This window comes from Candidatus Eremiobacteraceae bacterium (assembly GCA_035295225.1).
Lineage (GTDB): Bacteria > Vulcanimicrobiota > Vulcanimicrobiia > Eremiobacterales > Eremiobacteraceae > JABCYQ01.
In genome coordinates this window covers 62078-77855 of sequence record DATGJI010000059.1, presented here as the reverse complement: position 1 = coordinate 77855, position 15778 = coordinate 62078, and the positions used below count along the sequence as shown (strand labels likewise).

Genomic DNA, 15778 nt, shown 5'->3' with positions numbered 1-15778 from the left:
AGTGTTGAGATTGACTTGGGCTGCCGCGTTTGCGGCGATCGTCGGAAGCACCGTATTTCTGACATGCGCGAGCCCGTCACAGGCGCGCACGCGGACGTACTACATCGCGGCCGATGAGGTCGTCTGGAATTACGCTCCGAGCGGAGAGGACCTCATCGCGCAAAAACCGCTGCCGCCGCTCGCACCGATGCAGCTCGGATGGTCCTTCCACAAGGCGATCTACAGGGAGTACGTCGACGGCACGTTCCGCACATTGAAGCCGCGATCTCCCGAGGATGCGTATCTCGGTCTGCTGGGGCCCGTCATCCACGCAGAAGTCGGCGATACGGTCGTCGTGGTGTTTCGCAACAATGCAAGATTCCCGTTGACGGTGCACGCGCACGGACTGTTCTACACGAAATCTTCCGAGGGAGCGCCGTATCAGGACGGCGTTTCCGGCTGGAACAAAAACGGCGACAGCGTGCCGCAAGGTCAGACGTTCACGTACACCTGGCAAGTGCCGGAGCGCGCGGGACCGGCCGCTGGTGACGGCAGTTCGGTCGTGTGGATGTACCACTCGCACCAAGATGAGGTGGGCGACGTCAACACGGGGCCGATCGGGCCCATCGTGGTGACGGCGAAGGGCATGGCGAAACCCGATGGATCGCCGAAGGACGTCGATCGCGAGATATTTGCCATGTTCGCCCAATTCGATGAGAGCTCGAGCCGCTATTTCCAGGCCAACATCAGCGACCCGCACATCAATCCGCGCCATGTCAAACCGCCCGGGAACTTCGCCACCAGCGACGACGACATGTGGACGATCAACGGATATTCATTCGGCAACATGCCGGTTCCGAGCATGCGCATCGGCGAGCGGGTCCGCTGGTATCTGCTTTCGACCATGAGCGACTTCGATTTTCACGCGCCGCATTGGCATGGGAACACCGTCGTGGTGAACGGCATGCGCACCGATATGGCGCAGCTGGGGCCGATGGCGATGACCGTCGCCGACATGACTCCGGACAATGCGGGCACGTGGCTGTTCCACTGCCATGTCAACATCCATCTCGCCGGAGGGATGGTAGCCCGTTACCGGGTGCAGCCATGAAGAAGCTCATAGCTCTTGCCGTCGTCTTCGTCGCGGGCATGCTCTTTTTTGTCGCGCCGGCCGCTGCGCGTGACCGCGTTCACTACATCGCAGCCGATGATGTGCTCTGGAACTACGCACCGCAGAACCGGAACATCATCTCGGGGAAGCCGCTCCGTGCCCTCCGCTCCGCACAACTAGGCTGGGTCTATCACAAAGCGATCTATCGTGAGTACACGGATGGGTCATTCACCCAGCTCTTGCCCGTTCCGATATCCGATCGCTATCTCGGTCTCACGGGACCGACGATTCACGCCGAAGTCGGCGATACGATCGTCATCGTGTTTCGCAATAACACGAACCTTTCGGTGGACATCGCACCAGGCGGTGCGGTCTCCACACCAAAACCTACGGCGGTGAAACCGGGTGCCACGCGCACGTATCGCTGGTCCGTCACCGCTGCCGACGGGCCCACCGCGATGGATACAAGTTCGATTGTCTGGGCGTATATCTCCGACGTCCAACAAGCCACGGTCGATAGCGCCGCGCTCATCGGTCCGCTGATCGTCACGCGCCGCGGAGACGCTCGTGCCGATGGGTCGCCGGTTGACGTCGACCAAGAAATCGTCACGTTGTTCTCGTCGCAACTCGAAGATCAAAGCCCGCTCGTCACCCAGAATCTCCAAGATCGGGTCGTCAATGCTCGAGGTATCAGCTCTCACGCGAAGACCTTTACCGGCGACAACGCGTTCCCGTCGATCAACGGATACGTCTACGGCAACATGCCGATGCCGGCGATTCACGCTCGCGCGAGAGTCCGCTGGTATCTGCTTACAACGATGAACGGCTTCGACGGCCACACCCCGACATGGAGCGGTGAGACGGTTGTCTTCCAAGGCAATAGGGCCGACGCGGTGCCGTTGGTATTCCATCAGGACGTCGTGGACATGATCCCGGACAATCCAGGTGTTTGGCTCCTGATGTGCAGCAAAGACGATCACGCGTCGTTGGGCATGGAGGCTCGCTATCAAGTGTTGCCGTGACGGATAGCAGCCGCGGTTACGAGGGCCGACCTCGCGGCTGATTGAAAGTGCGGCGATGCCCGCGGCTTCGCAATTGGAAGTGTTCCTCTTCGGTCAACCGCGCGTGCTCGCCGGCGACCACGTGCTGAAATTCGCGAAGCATCAGCTGTCGCTTTCGCTCTTGGCGTACTTGGTCGTGCACCGAGGCGAGTCGGTTTCGCGGCCGTTCTTAGCCTTCACGCTCTTCCCCGACGAGCCCGAAGAAACAGCGCTCGCCGAACTGCGCCGCTACCTCTCATTGATGAACAAGGCCCTCCCAAAGTTACCGGACGGCGGACTTTGGATCGCGTCGGACGCCGACAGCGTGAGCTGGAACCCAGCTGCCGAATGCTTCGTCGACGTGGCCGAATTCGAGCGGCTCGCAAAGGAACCAGAATCGCTCCCGCAGGCAGTGGACCTCTACCGCGGCGATTTCATGGACAACTCGTACGATGATTGGGTTGTCACGATTCGGGAGCGGCTGCGCTCCACGTATCTCGCCGCGCTCGGCAGATTGATCTTGCTGCATCGAAGCCGGCGCGAATTCTCGGATGCGGTCCGGTACGCGCAGCGGTTGCTCGCCGCAGAACCTTTCCGCGAAGATGCGCTCCGCCAACTCATGGCCGCTCGTTACGGGTCGGCTGACGCATCGGGCGCGCTCGCGGAGTTCGATCGATTCGCCGAAAAACTCCGCGCCGAAATGCGCGTCGAACCCATGCCGGAGACCGTGGCAGTGCGCGACGCCATTCTACGCAACGCCGTGCTTCCCGGCGCGCTCGACGCACCCGTAGCGCAAGATTCCAACCACAGACAAGCGTTTCGAGGGTTGCCATTCGTCGGACGAGGACAGCAACTCGACCACTTGCGGATGATGTGGGGCCGTGCCGCACGCGGCGCCGGATCGGTCGTCTTCGTCGGCGGCGAGGCTGGAATCGGCAAGACGCGGCTGCTGTCCGAATTCGCGCTGATCGTCGATTCCGAAGGCGGTCGCGTGGCCGTCGGATCGACCTCCTATCCGGAGGCGGCACCGTATCAGTGTGTTGTGGATGCGTTGCGCGGTGCGTTACCGGCGCTGAAGATGGATCCCGCCGATCGGGCTTCCCTCGCCGTTCTCGCGCAAGTCCTCCCGGAACTTGGCGCGCAAATTCCGGGCCTCGGGGTCCCGCCTCCGTTGGCGCCCGAGCGTGAAGCGACTCGCCTGCTCGACGCGCTTGCCCGCTACGCGATCGAGTTCGCGCGCGTTAGGCCCGCGATGTTGGGACTAGAAGATCTTCATTGGGCCGGAAATTCCACGATCGATTCCTTGATCGCGATAGCTCGTCGCGCATCTCGATCGGCTTTGCTCGTGATCGCCACATTCCGCGACGAGGACATCGAGAGCGGGCACCCGTTACGCGCGGCGATCCGCGATTTGACGGGTCAGCGCTTGGCAAGCCACCTCACGCTTGGGAGATTGGGTCGCGACGAAATCCGCGGGCTGCTCCAGACGATGCCGGCCGCATCGCTTGCCCCTTCAGAGGATAGCGCCGACGATCTCTACGGCGCAAGCGAGGGCAACCCGTTTTTCTTGAACGAAGCGATCGCAGAACTAGCGGAGCGCCGCGCCGGCAATGTCGAGACGGGGCGAGCGCGCCCGTCTTCGAGCACGGCGGTCGTCGCGTCGCGCATCGCGCGGCTCTCCCCAAACGCTCGCGCTGTCGCTGAAATCGCCGCCGTCGCCGGCCAGGCGTTCAACATCGAGGTCGTGCGCCAGGTGAGCGGTCTCGACCCGTCTCTCGTAAGCGACGGAATGAACGAACTGCTCGATCGTGCGATCATCAGAGATGCAGGTTCGCGAAGCCGGTTCGACTACGCGTTTTCCCATCACCTCATCGCCGATGCGATCTATCAATCTATCGACGCGCCGGCGCGCACGCGACGCCACGCCCGGGCGGCGGTCGTGCTCGAACGATCGGTCGGCGAGAGCCGCGACGAGATCGCGCGCGACCTCGCGTTTCATTTCGAACTGGGCGGCCTTCCGGAGCAAGCGACGGGGTGGTACGCGATCGCCGCGCGCAGGTCGGCAAACCTCTTCGCCAACGAAGAAGCGTTGGAATTTGCGGAAAAGGCGATCGCGGGCACGCCCGATGCCGCCGCTCGCATACCGCTCGTCCAGCTCGCCGAAGACTTGCGAAGCCGGCGCGGCGATCGGGAGGGTCAACGCCGGGATATCGATATGCTGGAGCGGCTCGTCGATGAAAGCAACTGCGACGCACGAACGGCGGCGAAGCTGCGCGCCGATATCCTGCGCAGGCGCATCAAACTGGCACGCAGCCTCGGTGCGTCGGACGAAGAGACGAAGCTTATCGACGAGCTGTGCAGTGCGGCGCGCAAATCGGGCGACGCCGCTGAGCGTGCGGATGCCGCGCTGCAGCAAGCGACGCACTTGCTCTTACAAAGCCGCTCGCGAGACTCCGTGCCGCACGCGCGCCGCGCTTTCAAACTCTACGAGTCGAGCGGCCAAGTCGCGAAACAAATCGAGTGCCTTTGGCTGCTCGTCGATGCCGCGACCAACCTTGGCGACTACAAAGCCGCGCACAAGTCCCTGGCCCTCCTGCGCACATTGGCTGCGGAGTCTGGCGACCGCGCGGCGCAAGCACGCGCGCTCGCCGTCATCGCCACAGAAGCGCTGCTGCATCAGCGCTACCGCGAATGCTATGATTTCACGCGCGAGGCTCTCGCGCTCAATGTCGAACTCGGCGACCGAGAAGCGGAGGCGGCATCGCGCGCACGGATCGCGGTCACGGCAGCGTGGCTGGGACTCTACGAAGAGGCCGTCGCCGAGTTCTCCTCCGCGTTGGACACGTACGCTTTGATCGGGCATCGCCGCGGCCTTGCGACGACGCTGACGAACAAAACGATATTGGCCATGCGTCTCGGGCTCTTCGAAGAAGCGAAGAACCTCATCGCTCGCTCGAACGAGTTGCTCGAGGTCGTGCGAGAACGGCGGACGATCGTGGCGAACGCCGTGAATATGAGCTTCATCAATCTGCATCTCGGCGACGCGCGCGCGGCACGAGAGTTCGCCGCTCGCGCGCTTGCCGAAGCGCGCGAGATCGATTTCCCGGTCTTCGAGGCGGCCGCTCTTGCGAATCTAGGAAACGCGGAGCGCGTGCTTGGCGCTCACGAAGAGGCGATCGCGCACATGAACGCTGGAATCACGATTCGCCGTCACGTGCAAGAGCCCGGCGACTTCGCCGACGATCTGTCCGACCTTGGGCTCGCATATCTCCAGGCCGGGAAGCTCGACGACGCCCGCTCCGCGGCCGACGAGTTGTCGAAGATCGCCTCGAGGTCGTTGGATGGGGCGTTCTGGCCCCAATACATCCACTGGGTGCTATCGCAGGTCTATAAGGCCTGCGGTGACCGCCGGCGCGCGGAGGAGGCGGGCGCTCTTGCGGTGAGCGCCCTCGAGGAATTCGCCGCGAAGATCGGCCAACCGGCGATGCGCGAGGCGTTCTTAGCCATCGACATAAACCGCGATATCCTGGCCTCCGCTCGCACGTGAGCCGCACAGCCGTCTGGTAGTCTCTAAGTATGGATGATGACCGGGATTCTCGCGATCAGGTCTTCCTGGTCCGGATGTGGCCGGCGCGACTGCCGAGCGAAAGACACGCTTGGCGCGGCTCGGTCCAGCACGTACCGTCCGGGCGCCGGCTCTACGTATCGGGCCTTGCAGACGTCCTCGAATTCATCACAAACGAATTGTCGGAGTCGGCCTCGGAAAATTAGAAAACCTTTAACATATCGATGCGGACCAAGCCCGTGCTCTGGAAGGGGTCCGTCTGTTCCCCGTCCATATGATAGCCGAGCCGTTCGTAGTAGTCGATCAGGCCGAGCTCGCGGTACGTCTGGAGATAGACGACGGCCGCGCCTTCAGCTCGAGCCGTCTCTTCTACTTCGCGAACGAGCCGTTCACCGATCCCCCGGCGGCGATACGGCTCGACAACACCCAGTCTGAACAGTTGGGTGACCACGCCCTCGCGCGCGCTCGATATCGTGCCGACATCACGCCCGTCGCAGCTCGCGATGAATGCCGCGTTACCGCGCTGCGCGATAAACGCCTGAACTTCCGCCGCCGTCAGCGGCGGCAGCGGAGCGAGCCACGCAGTGGTTTCGTAAGCCGCGACCGCGATTCGAACGACGGCATCAGCGTCGCGCGAGCGAGCGCGGCGCGTCGTGATTTCAACGGGATTGGACCGAGCATGATGCATGACGTGTTCGCTCGAAGAAACGGTGCGGTTTGGCCGCGCCGTTCGCCACCGCGGGGCGCACATCCTGAAGCAAGAGGAGCGATTCGTCGCGATGCGGGTAAGACTTCGGCTGTTGTTCACGAGTTTCAACAAGGCGATCGCTGAATACGTGCTCGCGCGGCTCGAGTTCTCGTTTGCCGATCCCGACGCGGCGACGGCGCCGCTCGTCGCGCGCCTCGGTGCGTATCTGCCTTTGGATGAGGGGCTTCGCAATTCGTGGCCGCGCGCCCGCAGCCAAGTTCGCGAAGCACAGGCGTTCGTCGGCGCGGTCGAGCGCGGCGACATCTGCGTTCGCCGCGACGAAGTCTGGGAGCGCCTTGCCTTTTCGGTGCGCCAGATGGCGCAGTACGCGAGCGGCATCGACTGGCTGCAGACCAGCATGCATTCAAAGCGCGACGACGTTTCGCCGTGATCAAGACGTGCGCCGTCTTGGGCGCCGGCGTCATGGGCAACGGAATCGCGCACAGTCTCGCCGCCGGCGGATTTCAGGTCCGCCTGATCGATGCGTCGCCGGAAGCGGTCGCCGCCGGCTTGAGCAAGATCGAGGAGAATCTCGCGACCGGTGTCGCGCGTGGGAAGACGACAGAAGCCGACGCACGCGCGATGCGTGCGCGCATCACGGCTTCCAGCACGCTGCGCGACGCCGCTGCGGCCGAACTCGTGATCGAGGCCGTTCCCGAAGTGATGGAGCTGAAGCACGCGGTCATGCGCGAGATCGAGGCGGCATGCACGCCGGATGCGATTTTCGCCACCAATACGTCGGCGCTCTCCGTCACCGAGATTGCGGCGGCCCTCGCCGATCCGTCTCGCGTCATCGGCATGCATTACTTCAACCCCGCGCACATCATGAAGCTCGTGGAGATCGTGCGCGGGCTCGAGACATCCGATCGGGCGTACGAAATCGCTGCCCAAGTCGCCGCCGCCTGCGGTAAAGAGACCGTTCTCGTGAACGAGGCGCCCGGTTTTGCCACAAGCCGCATCAACGCGCTCATAGGCAACGAGGCGTTCTACATGCTGATGGAAGGCGTCGCGTCGGCTCGCGATATCGATAAAGCGCTCAAGCTAGGGCTCAACCATCCGATGGGGCCCTTCGAACTCGTCGATCTGGTCGGACTCGACACACGTCTGCGGATTCTGGAGTATCTGCACGGCGCTTTGGGCGACCGATTCCGGCCTTGCCCGCTGCTCGTGAAGTACGTCAAAGCCGGGCGCCTCGGCCGCAAAGTCGGCCGAGGTGTGTACGACTACCGGAAACTGTAGGGCGCGCCTTTATGGCGCGCCACCGGAAATTGTAGGGCGCGCCTTTATGGCGCGCCGGCGGACCATGAAGGTCCGCCCTACATCCGCACCGGCGGACCATGAAGGTCCGCCCTACATCCGCACCGGCGGACCATGAAGGTCCGCCCTACATCCGCACCGGCGGACCATGAAGGTCCGCCCTGCATCCGCACCGGCGGACCATGAAGGTCCGCCCTACATCCGCGCCGGCGGACCATGAAGGTCCGCCCTACATCCGCGCCGGCGGACCATGAAGGTCCGCCCTACATCCGCACCGGCGGACCATGAAGGTCCGCCCTACATCCGCGCCGGCGGAGCATGAAGGTCCGCCCTACATCCGCACCGGCGGACCATAAAGGTCCGCCCTACATCCGGTAGCGGTGCATCGCGCCGGCCGATTCGCGTGCAATCATGCCGCGCAAGCGGAGATATTCCAAATGCGCGGCGATCTCGACGATCGCAAAACGGACTTCGTGCGGCGAGAGCCGGTCGCCCCAGAAGTGTCGCAAGACATCGAACGATGTGACACCGCCAGCACCGCCCGAGACGACCCGCTCGCGCACGCCCGCGAGCCGCTCGTCGTGGTGAGCCTTGAGCTGTGCGATTCTTACAGGGAGCTCACCATAAGGTTCGCCGTGCGCGGGCAGCACGCGATACGTCGACTCTTCGTCGAACCTGCCGAGGGAATCAAGATAATCGCCGAGCGGATCGGGCCTGCACTCGGGATAGAGCCCGATGTTGGGAGTGATGGTCGGCAGAAGATGATCGCCCGCGAAGATCACTTTCGCCGCATCGTCGATCAGCATGTAATGATAGTCGCTATGCCCCGGCGTCCAGGCGACGCGGACCGAGCGATCGCCGAGCGGTACGATGTCGCCGTCGGCGAGATGCTCGAAAACCGGCGGCAGCGTGACGCACGCGCGCAGATCTGCAGCAGCGCCCGTCGCGCCGGCCGCTGCTGCTTCCGGCATACCATGGCTGCGCAAATACTCGGCCCATTCGAGCGGGGCGCTGCCCCACACGTAACGCGCGCGGCGCTCTTCGTCCTTCATGATGAACGCACGGGCGCCGGCGCGAGCGTGACGGCCGGACATGCCGATGTGATCGGGGTGCATGTGCGTCACGTACAGCCGCGTTATCTGCGAAGGCTGAATCCCCAATCGCCGCAACGCCTCATCGAATGACGAACGAGCGGCCGGCGTATCCAAACCCGCGTCGATGAGCGAGTAGCCGTCTGCGCCGCGGACGAGATATAGATGCACGGCGCGAAGCCGGAACGGCAGAGGGAGCGTGATGCGCCAGATGTCGGGCGCGATCTGCACGGTCGACTCAGTCGCCATCTGCGACCGATCCGAAGTAGCGCCACGCTCCGTCGGTCAGCAGCGCGTGATAACGTTCGAACAGCGAACGCGCTCGAAACCCAGGCCAGCCGCGCGGCACGAGTTCTTTCGGCAGGTCCGGGTCGATGAAAGGAAAGCGCCGGAAGTCGTGTGTGAGCGCGAAGCGTACGACGAATGCGTCGGCGTCCGGCAATTGCCCCGAGCGGATGCGGCGCCGGTCACGCGCGAACATCGGCGCGTAATGCGATTCGAACGCGCGATAGCGGCGTCCGATCGATGCGAGGTCCCAGCAAGCGCGGACCAGATCGGCGTCGGAACCCGGACCGCGAAACTCTGCGTGAAAGATCCTGGCGAACGATTCGACGCCCTGCATGCGAAGGAGTTCCTTGGCTTCATCGGACACGGCGCGCGGGCTCGCATACGCTCCGCCGCCCATCGCCCCGAACCCAAGCCACGCGAGTTGCCGCCGCATGCGATCTCGGAGCGACCGTCTGGTTTCGGGGATGGAATAGGTGAGCAGACACCACGCGCCATTCCATTTTGCTGGCGAGGAGCGATAGATGCGACGCGTGCCTTCATCGATCAGTCGTCGACCGACATCCGTGAGCCCGTATTGTGCGCGGCGCCCGTCTCGCTCCGCTCGCAGCCATCCCTGGTGAGCGAGGCGAGCGACGGCCGAGCGCACGGCGACCTCGCCGATCCCGAGCTGCGCTGCCATCGCGACGATCGCTTGCAGCCCGATAGCCCGTCCGCTCGGATAGGCGTAGTCGCCGTAGAGGGTAAAGAGCATGGATCGCGGCCGCAAGGGCGCGAGCGCAGGCCGCTGCTCGCCGCCTTGCGTCACCTAGCCAGACCTGGTACAATCGAGTACGTCAAAATTTGCACGACCGTGCGAATTATAACATACAACGGCGGAGGCTCCAAGCGATGGCACGCATCAAGACGTTCGACGATTGGGTCGAGGTCATGCGCGAGTGGCAGAAAGGGATCGACGTGGATCCCGAGATCTTCAAACGCGTGCTCGGCGGATACGAACTCGAAGCCAAGTACGGCGATCTGAAGTCCGACGAGATCCAGTTCGGCGAGTTTGCCGGTCAGCGCAAGTGGGAGAAAGTGCTCGAGATTCCCGACCAGCGCATGCGCGATGCGGTGCTCAACATGATCATCTATCAAGGCGACACCGAGTTCGCTTCGAACGAACAGCAGAAGCTGCTGCTGGGGAACGCGCCGTCGGAGTACGACCTCTATTCGATCTGCCGCGTCTTCATCGAAGAGACGCGCCACGGATACCAGATGTGCCACTTGCTCGTGAACCACTTCGGCAACGACGGACGCATCGAGGCGGAAAAGATGCTCTCGCGGCGCGCCGACCAGGGCACGCGCCTGCTCAACGCTTTCAACAACACGGTGAAGAGCTGGCTGGACCTGTACGCCTATCAGAACTACATGGATCGCGACGGCAAATACCAGCTGCAGATGCTTTCGCACTCCGGCTTTGCGCCGCTCTCACGCAGCATGGGACCCATGTTGCGCGAAGAGTCGTTCCATCTGGGCACCGGCGTCACCGGGCTGCGGCGAGTCGCCAAAGCAAACGTCATCCCGGTCTGGCTCCAACAGAAATACCACAACAAGTGGTTCTCCGGTTCGCTCGATCTGTTCGGCAACGACCACTCGTCGAGCGCGGTTTGGGCCTACATCTGGGGCATCAAAGGGCGGCCGCTCGAAGACAAAGAGATGGGCGAGCCGGATAAGGAGCGCCTCAACGTCTACGCGCGCGAGCTTTACTACGAGGAATGCAAGAAGATCATCGACCAGATCAACACGATCATTCCGGGCGATGAGAAGCTCTACGCGCCCGACATCCGCTTCAACCGCCAGATCGGCGAATACGCGGGCAAGCACTATTCGGTCGACGGCCGCGTGCTCGACAGCGATCAGTACCTCGAACACCTGCGCGAGACGCTCCCAACCGAGGAAGACGAGAAGCTCGTGATGGAGTATTGCAAGCGCGACGACTGGGTCGCACCAAAAGCGGCCTGAGCCGCATCTAAAGGAGAATCCATGGCAACCGCTGTTGAGACCAAGACCCTCGTCGAGTACCGCGTCGAAGCCGGCCACGTCGCCGTCATCACGCTCGTGGACCCGCCGGCGAACACGTACACGCACGAGATGATGCGTCAGTTGGACGACGCGATCCTGAAAGCGCGTTTCGACAAAGACGTCCAAGTCATCGTGCTCACCGGCTCGGGTGAGAAGTTCTTCTGCGCAGGCGCGAACATCGGGATGCTGCAGACGGTGGATCCCACGTTCAAATACTATTTCTGCCTGCATGCCAACGAGACGCTGACTCGATTCGAGCAGACACCGAAACTCGTCATCGCCGCGCTCAACGGGCATACGGTCGGCGGCGGCCTCGAGATCGCGATGGCCTGCGACATCCGCGTCGCGCGGCGCAGCGCCGGCAAGATCGGCCTGCCGGAAGTGGCGCTGGGCGTGCTGCCCGGAACCGGCGGAACGCAGCGCCTCGCGCGCATGGTCGGCAAGGCAAAAGCCATCGAGCTCATGGTCACCGGCCGCACGTTCTCGTTCGAAGAAGCGCAAGAGATGGGCATCGTCAACGAGATCTACGACGGCGATGGAGCATCGTTCATGAACGACGTGCTGACGTACGCCAAGCAGTTCTGCACGCCGAACAAAGCCGCGAAAGCAGTCGGCAACATCAAGCGGTCCGTCCAGTCCGGAGCGGAGGTGCCGTTCTCGGAGGCGCTCGCGATCGAACGCGAACTGCAGCAGTTGCTCTTCCAGAGCAAGGACGCGAAAGAAGGCCTCAACGCGTACGTTGAAAAGCGCATGGCGAAGTTCAGCGCCGAATAGATCGGTGATCGCCCTTGGATGCGGGCCGGCGTAACGCCGGCCCTTCCGATATCATGCAGTCCAAATTGATGACGATGCACGATGCGATCGGACGATTTGTCCCCGATGGGTCGTCGGTCGCGCTCGGGCTCGGACTCGAAGCGCTCATCCCGTTCGCCGCCGGTCACGAGATCGTCCGGCAGCGCCGCCGCGACCTGACGCTGATCGGGCCGATCTCAGACATCCTGTTCGATCAACTGATCGGAGCGGGCTGCGTCGCTCGTGTTGCCGCCGCCTGGGCGGGCAACGTCAGTGCGGGACTCGGGCATTGTTATCGCCGAGCCGCTGAATCCGGCGTACCGCGCGTGATCGAGATCGCCGATCATTCGAACTTCAGCATCGCGCTCGCGCTGCTCGGCGGTGCGATCGGCGCGCCGTTCATCCCCACGCGCACGCTCTTGGGGAGCGACATCGCAGCGCGCGCAGACGGCTCGCATCTTGTTGTAGGACGGTCGCCGCTCGCCGACGAGCCGCTCGTGTTCGTGCCGGCGCTGACGCCGGACGTCGCGATCGTCCACGTGCAGCGGGCAGATGAATTCGGCGGCTGTCACGCGTGGGGCAATCTCGGCGTGATGGAGGAGGCGTCGCTCGCCGCGCGCAGCGTCATCGCCGTCGCAGAAGAGATCGTTGCGCAGTCCGTGATCGAGAGCGATCCAAACCGAGTGCTCGCGCCGCCGATCAAGATCTCAGCCGTGGTGCACGAACGCGGCGGAGCGCATCCGTCGCCAGTCCAAGGCTGCTGGCAGCGCGACCACGATTTCTTTCTCGAGTACTCCAGCGCGACCCGTTCGCGCGAGGGGTTCGAAGGATGGCGCGCGCGATGGATCGACGGCGTCGCCGATCGCGCTTCCTATCTGACGCAGCTCGGTGCGGCGCGGGTCGACGGTCTCTCGGTCAAACAGACACGCGCGGCCGCGCCCGTGAATTACAGCGCATCGTGACGCTCGCGCCCACGCCGGCTGAAGTGATGATCGCCGCGGCGTCGCGGGAGATCCACGACGGCGAAGTGGTCTTCGTCGGCATGCGGTTACCGCTGCTCGCTTTCGCGCTCGCGAAACGCACGCACGCGCCGCGCGCCGTCGGCTTGTTCGAGAACGGCATCATCCGCGAAACGCCGTCGAGCGCGATGCTGCACACGATGGGAGATCCGCCGAACATCGAGGGCGCGCGCATGTGCTGCCGGATGACGACGGTGATGGGCCTCTTGCAGCGCGGCGACGTCGATCTCGGTTTCCTCGGCGGCGCGGAAGTAGACCGCTTCGGCAACATCAACACGTCGTACATCGGCGATCCGAAGCATCCCGATGTCAAACTGCCCGGCAGCGGAGGTGCCGCCGATATCGCATCGCTCGCCAAACGATTCGTCGTCGTGATCGACCACGCACCCCGCCGGCTTCCGAGTCGCGTGGGATACGTGACGTCGCCAGGCTTTGGCGACGGGCCGGGCTGGCGCGCGAGCGTCGGACTGCCGCGCGGCGGACCGAGCGCCATCATCACCGATCGTGCGACGCTTCGTTTCGACAGCGCGACGTGTGAGGCGTATCTAGCCTCCGTGCACGATGGTTTCGCCGTGGAGGATGTCGTCGCGCAGACGGGTTGGGACCTTCAGATCGGATCGGCGTGCTCGACCACCATCTCGCCGACGGCAGAGGAGTTGAGAATCGTTCGCGATTGCGATCCCGAGGGCTTCTGGACGGGGCGCCGGAGATAATAATCCGCGGGTTGGTCGACCAACCCGACATAGAATGCGCCGGCTGCGCTCGCAAGCGCGAGCAGCGTGAGGATCAAAGCGCCCGCTTTGCGCTCCCGTTTACCGGCGAAAATCGCAGCCTGCGTGAAGAGCGCAGCGAGCAACCAGAGCGCCGGATGCCATGGGCTCACGCGAAAGCCCAGAAATATCAGCCAGAGTCCGACGAGCAGCTGCAACGCAAGAGACCACATCGCAACGCGCCTGCCGAGCGGCGTGATCACGGCGACGATCAGCGCAGCGATGACGATGAGTGCGACCACGAAATGGACGAAGATCGGGTTGATCACGCGGTCACCTCAGGCAGGCCTGACGGCATGGAAGAGCGGGGACTGGAGGAGGCCGTTGATCATGAATTGCACGGCGAGCGCCGACAGGATGATGCCGAGAACGCGCGTGACCACTTGGATGCCGGTGCGGCCCGCAAAACGCAGCAGCTTGTCGGCGCCGCGCATGCAGCCCCACGTCACCAAGAGCGCCAGTCCGTAGGCTCCATACACGATCGCCAGGCGTTTCGGGTCGCCGTTCGCAAGCCCGACGAGGAGCAGCACGGTCGCGATCGTTCCCGGACCCGAGATCATCGGAATCGCGAGCGGAAAAACGGCGACGTTCTCGTGCTCCCGGATATCGCGGTCATCGTCGGGTGATTTTTTCACCGCGGGGGGACGCGCGAAGAGCATATCGATCGAGACGAGCAAGAGCAATATGCCGCCGGCGATTGAAAACGCCGGCAGCGTGATGCCGAGGTAACCGAGAAGCTGGCGACCCACGGCCGCCATGAAGACGATGATGCAGCCCGCGACCAAGACCGCGCGGTTGATGACCCTCGGCCTGACATCCGGCGGCATGGTGGACGTCATCGACAAGGCAAGCGGTGCCATGCCGAACGGGTCGATGATCGTGAACGCTGTAGCCAGCGCCTCGACAGCGAAGTGCATGTCCACGCGCTAGTCTTTGCGAGGCGGGCCTCTTGTGCCTCGGTGCGCCGAATCGGCCGATTGTAACGTTAAGCGTTCCACAGGGGAGATGGCATGTGATCAGTTTACGAGATAGCCGTTACCGCGCGTTTGGCGCAGCCGCGTGCATGCTTGTAGCGGCGCTGTTGACGTTAAACGGTTGCGGCGGCAAGACGGAGCCCGGGCCAAATACCGCTTCGGGTACGGTGACCGGCGTCGTCACATCGCAGAGCGGGCCGATCGCCGGCGCCGCCGTCTCCATAGTCTCAAGCGATGGAACGCAGTCCGCAACAACTTCGGGATCTGACGGCTATTTCGAAATCGATAAAGTCGCCGCAGGCGCCGCGCAACTCACTGTGTCGCGCGATGGCTACGGTCAGTGGAGCGGCCAGCTGCTTATCGTGCCGAACGGCACCACTACCCAGAATGTTCATCTGAATGCCATATAACAAAGCGCGGAGCCGCCAACCGCGTGCTTCATATCACTTTCCAGGCGCTTCGCGGCACGGGATAGAGACGTCGGCTGCTCGCTTGACCGATAACGAATATGGGTAGAATTCACGGAGATATGTCAGATGGAGATCCAGTTGCAGACGCTCGTTGACACATACAATCAAGCCGCCGATCGCTTCAATTTAGCGCGGCTCGACTACGCGTTCTCATACGCCGCCCCCGCTCCGCCGCCGGCACTGCGCCTGCCGTCCGACGTCAGTTCGTGGGATGCAGACCAACGTCCGGTGACTGCGGCCGTTCAAAGCGTACGAGAGTACTTCGAATTGGTGGTCGAAGGCGAATTGCACGCGCCTGGCGACGTCGCAGCATTCGAACGCATGCGCGTTGCAGCGCTCGATCTCACGCGGCGCTTTTTCCAAGTATCGCTGACCCAGCTCGGCATCTCATGCGACGGGATCATTGAATCCGACTGAGCTGATCGGCAAGATCGTTTCTGAAGGGGCCGACGCTAGTCGGCCCTTCTTATTTTTGCTCGGTCGAAGTCGCGTCGACTACGGCCGCGCGGCATGCCCAAGCGAGGCGTTGAGCGAGGAGCGAAGCCATGGATGGCGAGAGCGACGAGTGAACCGAGTGACGAAGCGAGCCGGATGCGAGCGAAGAAACGTCCTC

General features: G+C 63.3%; 16 protein-coding genes. 11 read left to right on the top strand and 5 right to left on the bottom strand.

Annotation, left to right across the window (positions count from 1 at the left end):
• The first annotated feature begins 4 nt into the window (after positions 1-4).
• Genes VKT51_12770 through VKT51_12760 form a run of 3 tightly spaced genes read left to right on the top strand, consistent with a single transcriptional unit; the run spans position 5 to position 5677 of the window.
• Positions 5-1090, top strand: coding sequence for a multicopper oxidase domain-containing protein (locus tag VKT51_12770; GenBank protein ID HLJ85039.1), 1086 nt, complete (start codon positions 5-7; stop codon positions 1088-1090).
• Positions 1087-2112 carry a multicopper oxidase domain-containing protein gene (locus tag VKT51_12765; protein ID HLJ85038.1) on the top strand — a complete coding sequence of 342 codons (1026 nt, stop codon included), beginning with the start codon at positions 1087-1089 and terminating at the stop codon, positions 2110-2112. Before VKT51_12770 ends, VKT51_12765 begins: the two co-directional genes overlap by 4 nt.
• A 55-nt stretch (positions 2113-2167) precedes the next feature.
• Positions 2168-5677, top strand: coding sequence for an AAA family ATPase (locus VKT51_12760; protein ID HLJ85037.1), 3510 nt, complete (start codon positions 2168-2170; stop codon positions 5675-5677).
• 220 nt (positions 5678-5897) lie between these two features.
• Here the strand turns inward: VKT51_12760 and VKT51_12755 are convergent, their stop codons facing one another.
• On the bottom strand, positions 5898-6383 hold the full coding sequence (locus VKT51_12755) for a GNAT family N-acetyltransferase (GenBank protein HLJ85036.1): 486 nt from the start codon (positions 6381-6383) through the stop codon (positions 5898-5900).
• Between VKT51_12755 and VKT51_12750 the strand changes: the two genes are divergently transcribed.
• Positions 6382-6834, top strand: a complete 453-nt coding sequence (locus VKT51_12750; protein ID HLJ85035.1) for a hypothetical protein — start codon at positions 6382-6384, stop codon at positions 6832-6834. The genes VKT51_12755 and VKT51_12750 overlap by 2 nt on opposite strands.
• A complete protein-coding gene (locus VKT51_12745) occupies positions 6831-7682 on the top strand; it encodes a 3-hydroxyacyl-CoA dehydrogenase NAD-binding domain-containing protein (GenBank protein ID HLJ85034.1) in 852 nt (283 codons plus the stop codon). The genes VKT51_12750 and VKT51_12745 overlap by 4 nt, the downstream gene beginning before the upstream one ends.
• 383 nt (positions 7683-8065) lie before the next feature.
• Here the strand turns inward: VKT51_12745 and VKT51_12740 are convergent, their stop codons facing one another.
• Together VKT51_12740 and VKT51_12735 are read right to left on the bottom strand one after the other, a co-directional pair.
• On the bottom strand, positions 8066-9040 hold the full coding sequence (locus tag VKT51_12740; GenBank protein HLJ85033.1) for an MBL fold metallo-hydrolase: 975 nt from the start codon (positions 9038-9040) through the stop codon (positions 8066-8068).
• Entirely contained in the window at positions 9030-9884 is an 855-nt protein-coding gene (locus tag VKT51_12735; GenBank protein ID HLJ85032.1) for a PaaX family transcriptional regulator C-terminal domain-containing protein, read from the bottom strand. The genes VKT51_12740 and VKT51_12735 overlap by 11 nt, the downstream gene beginning before the upstream one ends.
• Positions 9885-9967: 83 nt before the next feature.
• On the opposite strand from VKT51_12735, the gene VKT51_12730 reads away from it, so the two are divergent.
• From VKT51_12730 to VKT51_12715, 4 genes are read left to right on the top strand one after another with little or no spacing between them, the layout of a single operon-like run.
• Positions 9968-11080: a Phenylacetic acid catabolic protein gene (locus tag VKT51_12730; GenBank protein ID HLJ85031.1), complete on the top strand. Its 1113-nt coding sequence runs from the start codon at positions 9968-9970 to the stop codon at positions 11078-11080.
• Between the two features lie 21 nt (positions 11081-11101).
• Positions 11102-11914 (top strand): enoyl-CoA hydratase/isomerase family protein, encoded by an 813-nt coding sequence (locus VKT51_12725; GenBank protein ID HLJ85030.1) that lies wholly within the window; start codon positions 11102-11104, stop codon positions 11912-11914.
• A gap of 53 nt (positions 11915-11967) precedes the next feature.
• A complete protein-coding gene (locus tag VKT51_12720) occupies positions 11968-12894 on the top strand; it encodes a CoA-transferase (protein ID HLJ85029.1) in 927 nt (308 codons plus the stop codon).
• Positions 12891-13664, top strand: coding sequence for a CoA-transferase (locus VKT51_12715; protein ID HLJ85028.1), 774 nt, complete (start codon positions 12891-12893; stop codon positions 13662-13664). Before VKT51_12720 ends, VKT51_12715 begins: the two co-directional genes overlap by 4 nt.
• Here VKT51_12715 and VKT51_12710 read toward each other — a convergent pair.
• Together VKT51_12710 and VKT51_12705 are read right to left on the bottom strand one after the other, a co-directional pair.
• Positions 13559-13990, bottom strand: a complete 432-nt coding sequence (locus VKT51_12710) for a hypothetical protein (protein HLJ85027.1) — start codon at positions 13988-13990, stop codon at positions 13559-13561. The genes VKT51_12715 and VKT51_12710 overlap by 106 nt on opposite strands.
• Before the next feature lie 9 nt (positions 13991-13999).
• Complete coding sequence (locus VKT51_12705) at positions 14000-14638, bottom strand: MarC family protein (GenBank protein HLJ85026.1); 639 nt, start codon at positions 14636-14638, stop codon at positions 14000-14002.
• 95 nt (positions 14639-14733) lie between these two features.
• Between VKT51_12705 and VKT51_12700 the strand changes: the two genes are divergently transcribed.
• Positions 14734-15105 carry a carboxypeptidase-like regulatory domain-containing protein gene (locus VKT51_12700; protein HLJ85025.1) on the top strand — a complete coding sequence of 124 codons (372 nt, stop codon included), beginning with the start codon at positions 14734-14736 and terminating at the stop codon, positions 15103-15105.
• Between the two features lie 126 nt (positions 15106-15231).
• Entirely contained in the window at positions 15232-15582 is a 351-nt protein-coding gene (locus VKT51_12695) for a hypothetical protein (protein HLJ85024.1), read from the top strand.
• The last annotated feature ends 196 nt before the right edge of the window (positions 15583-15778 follow it).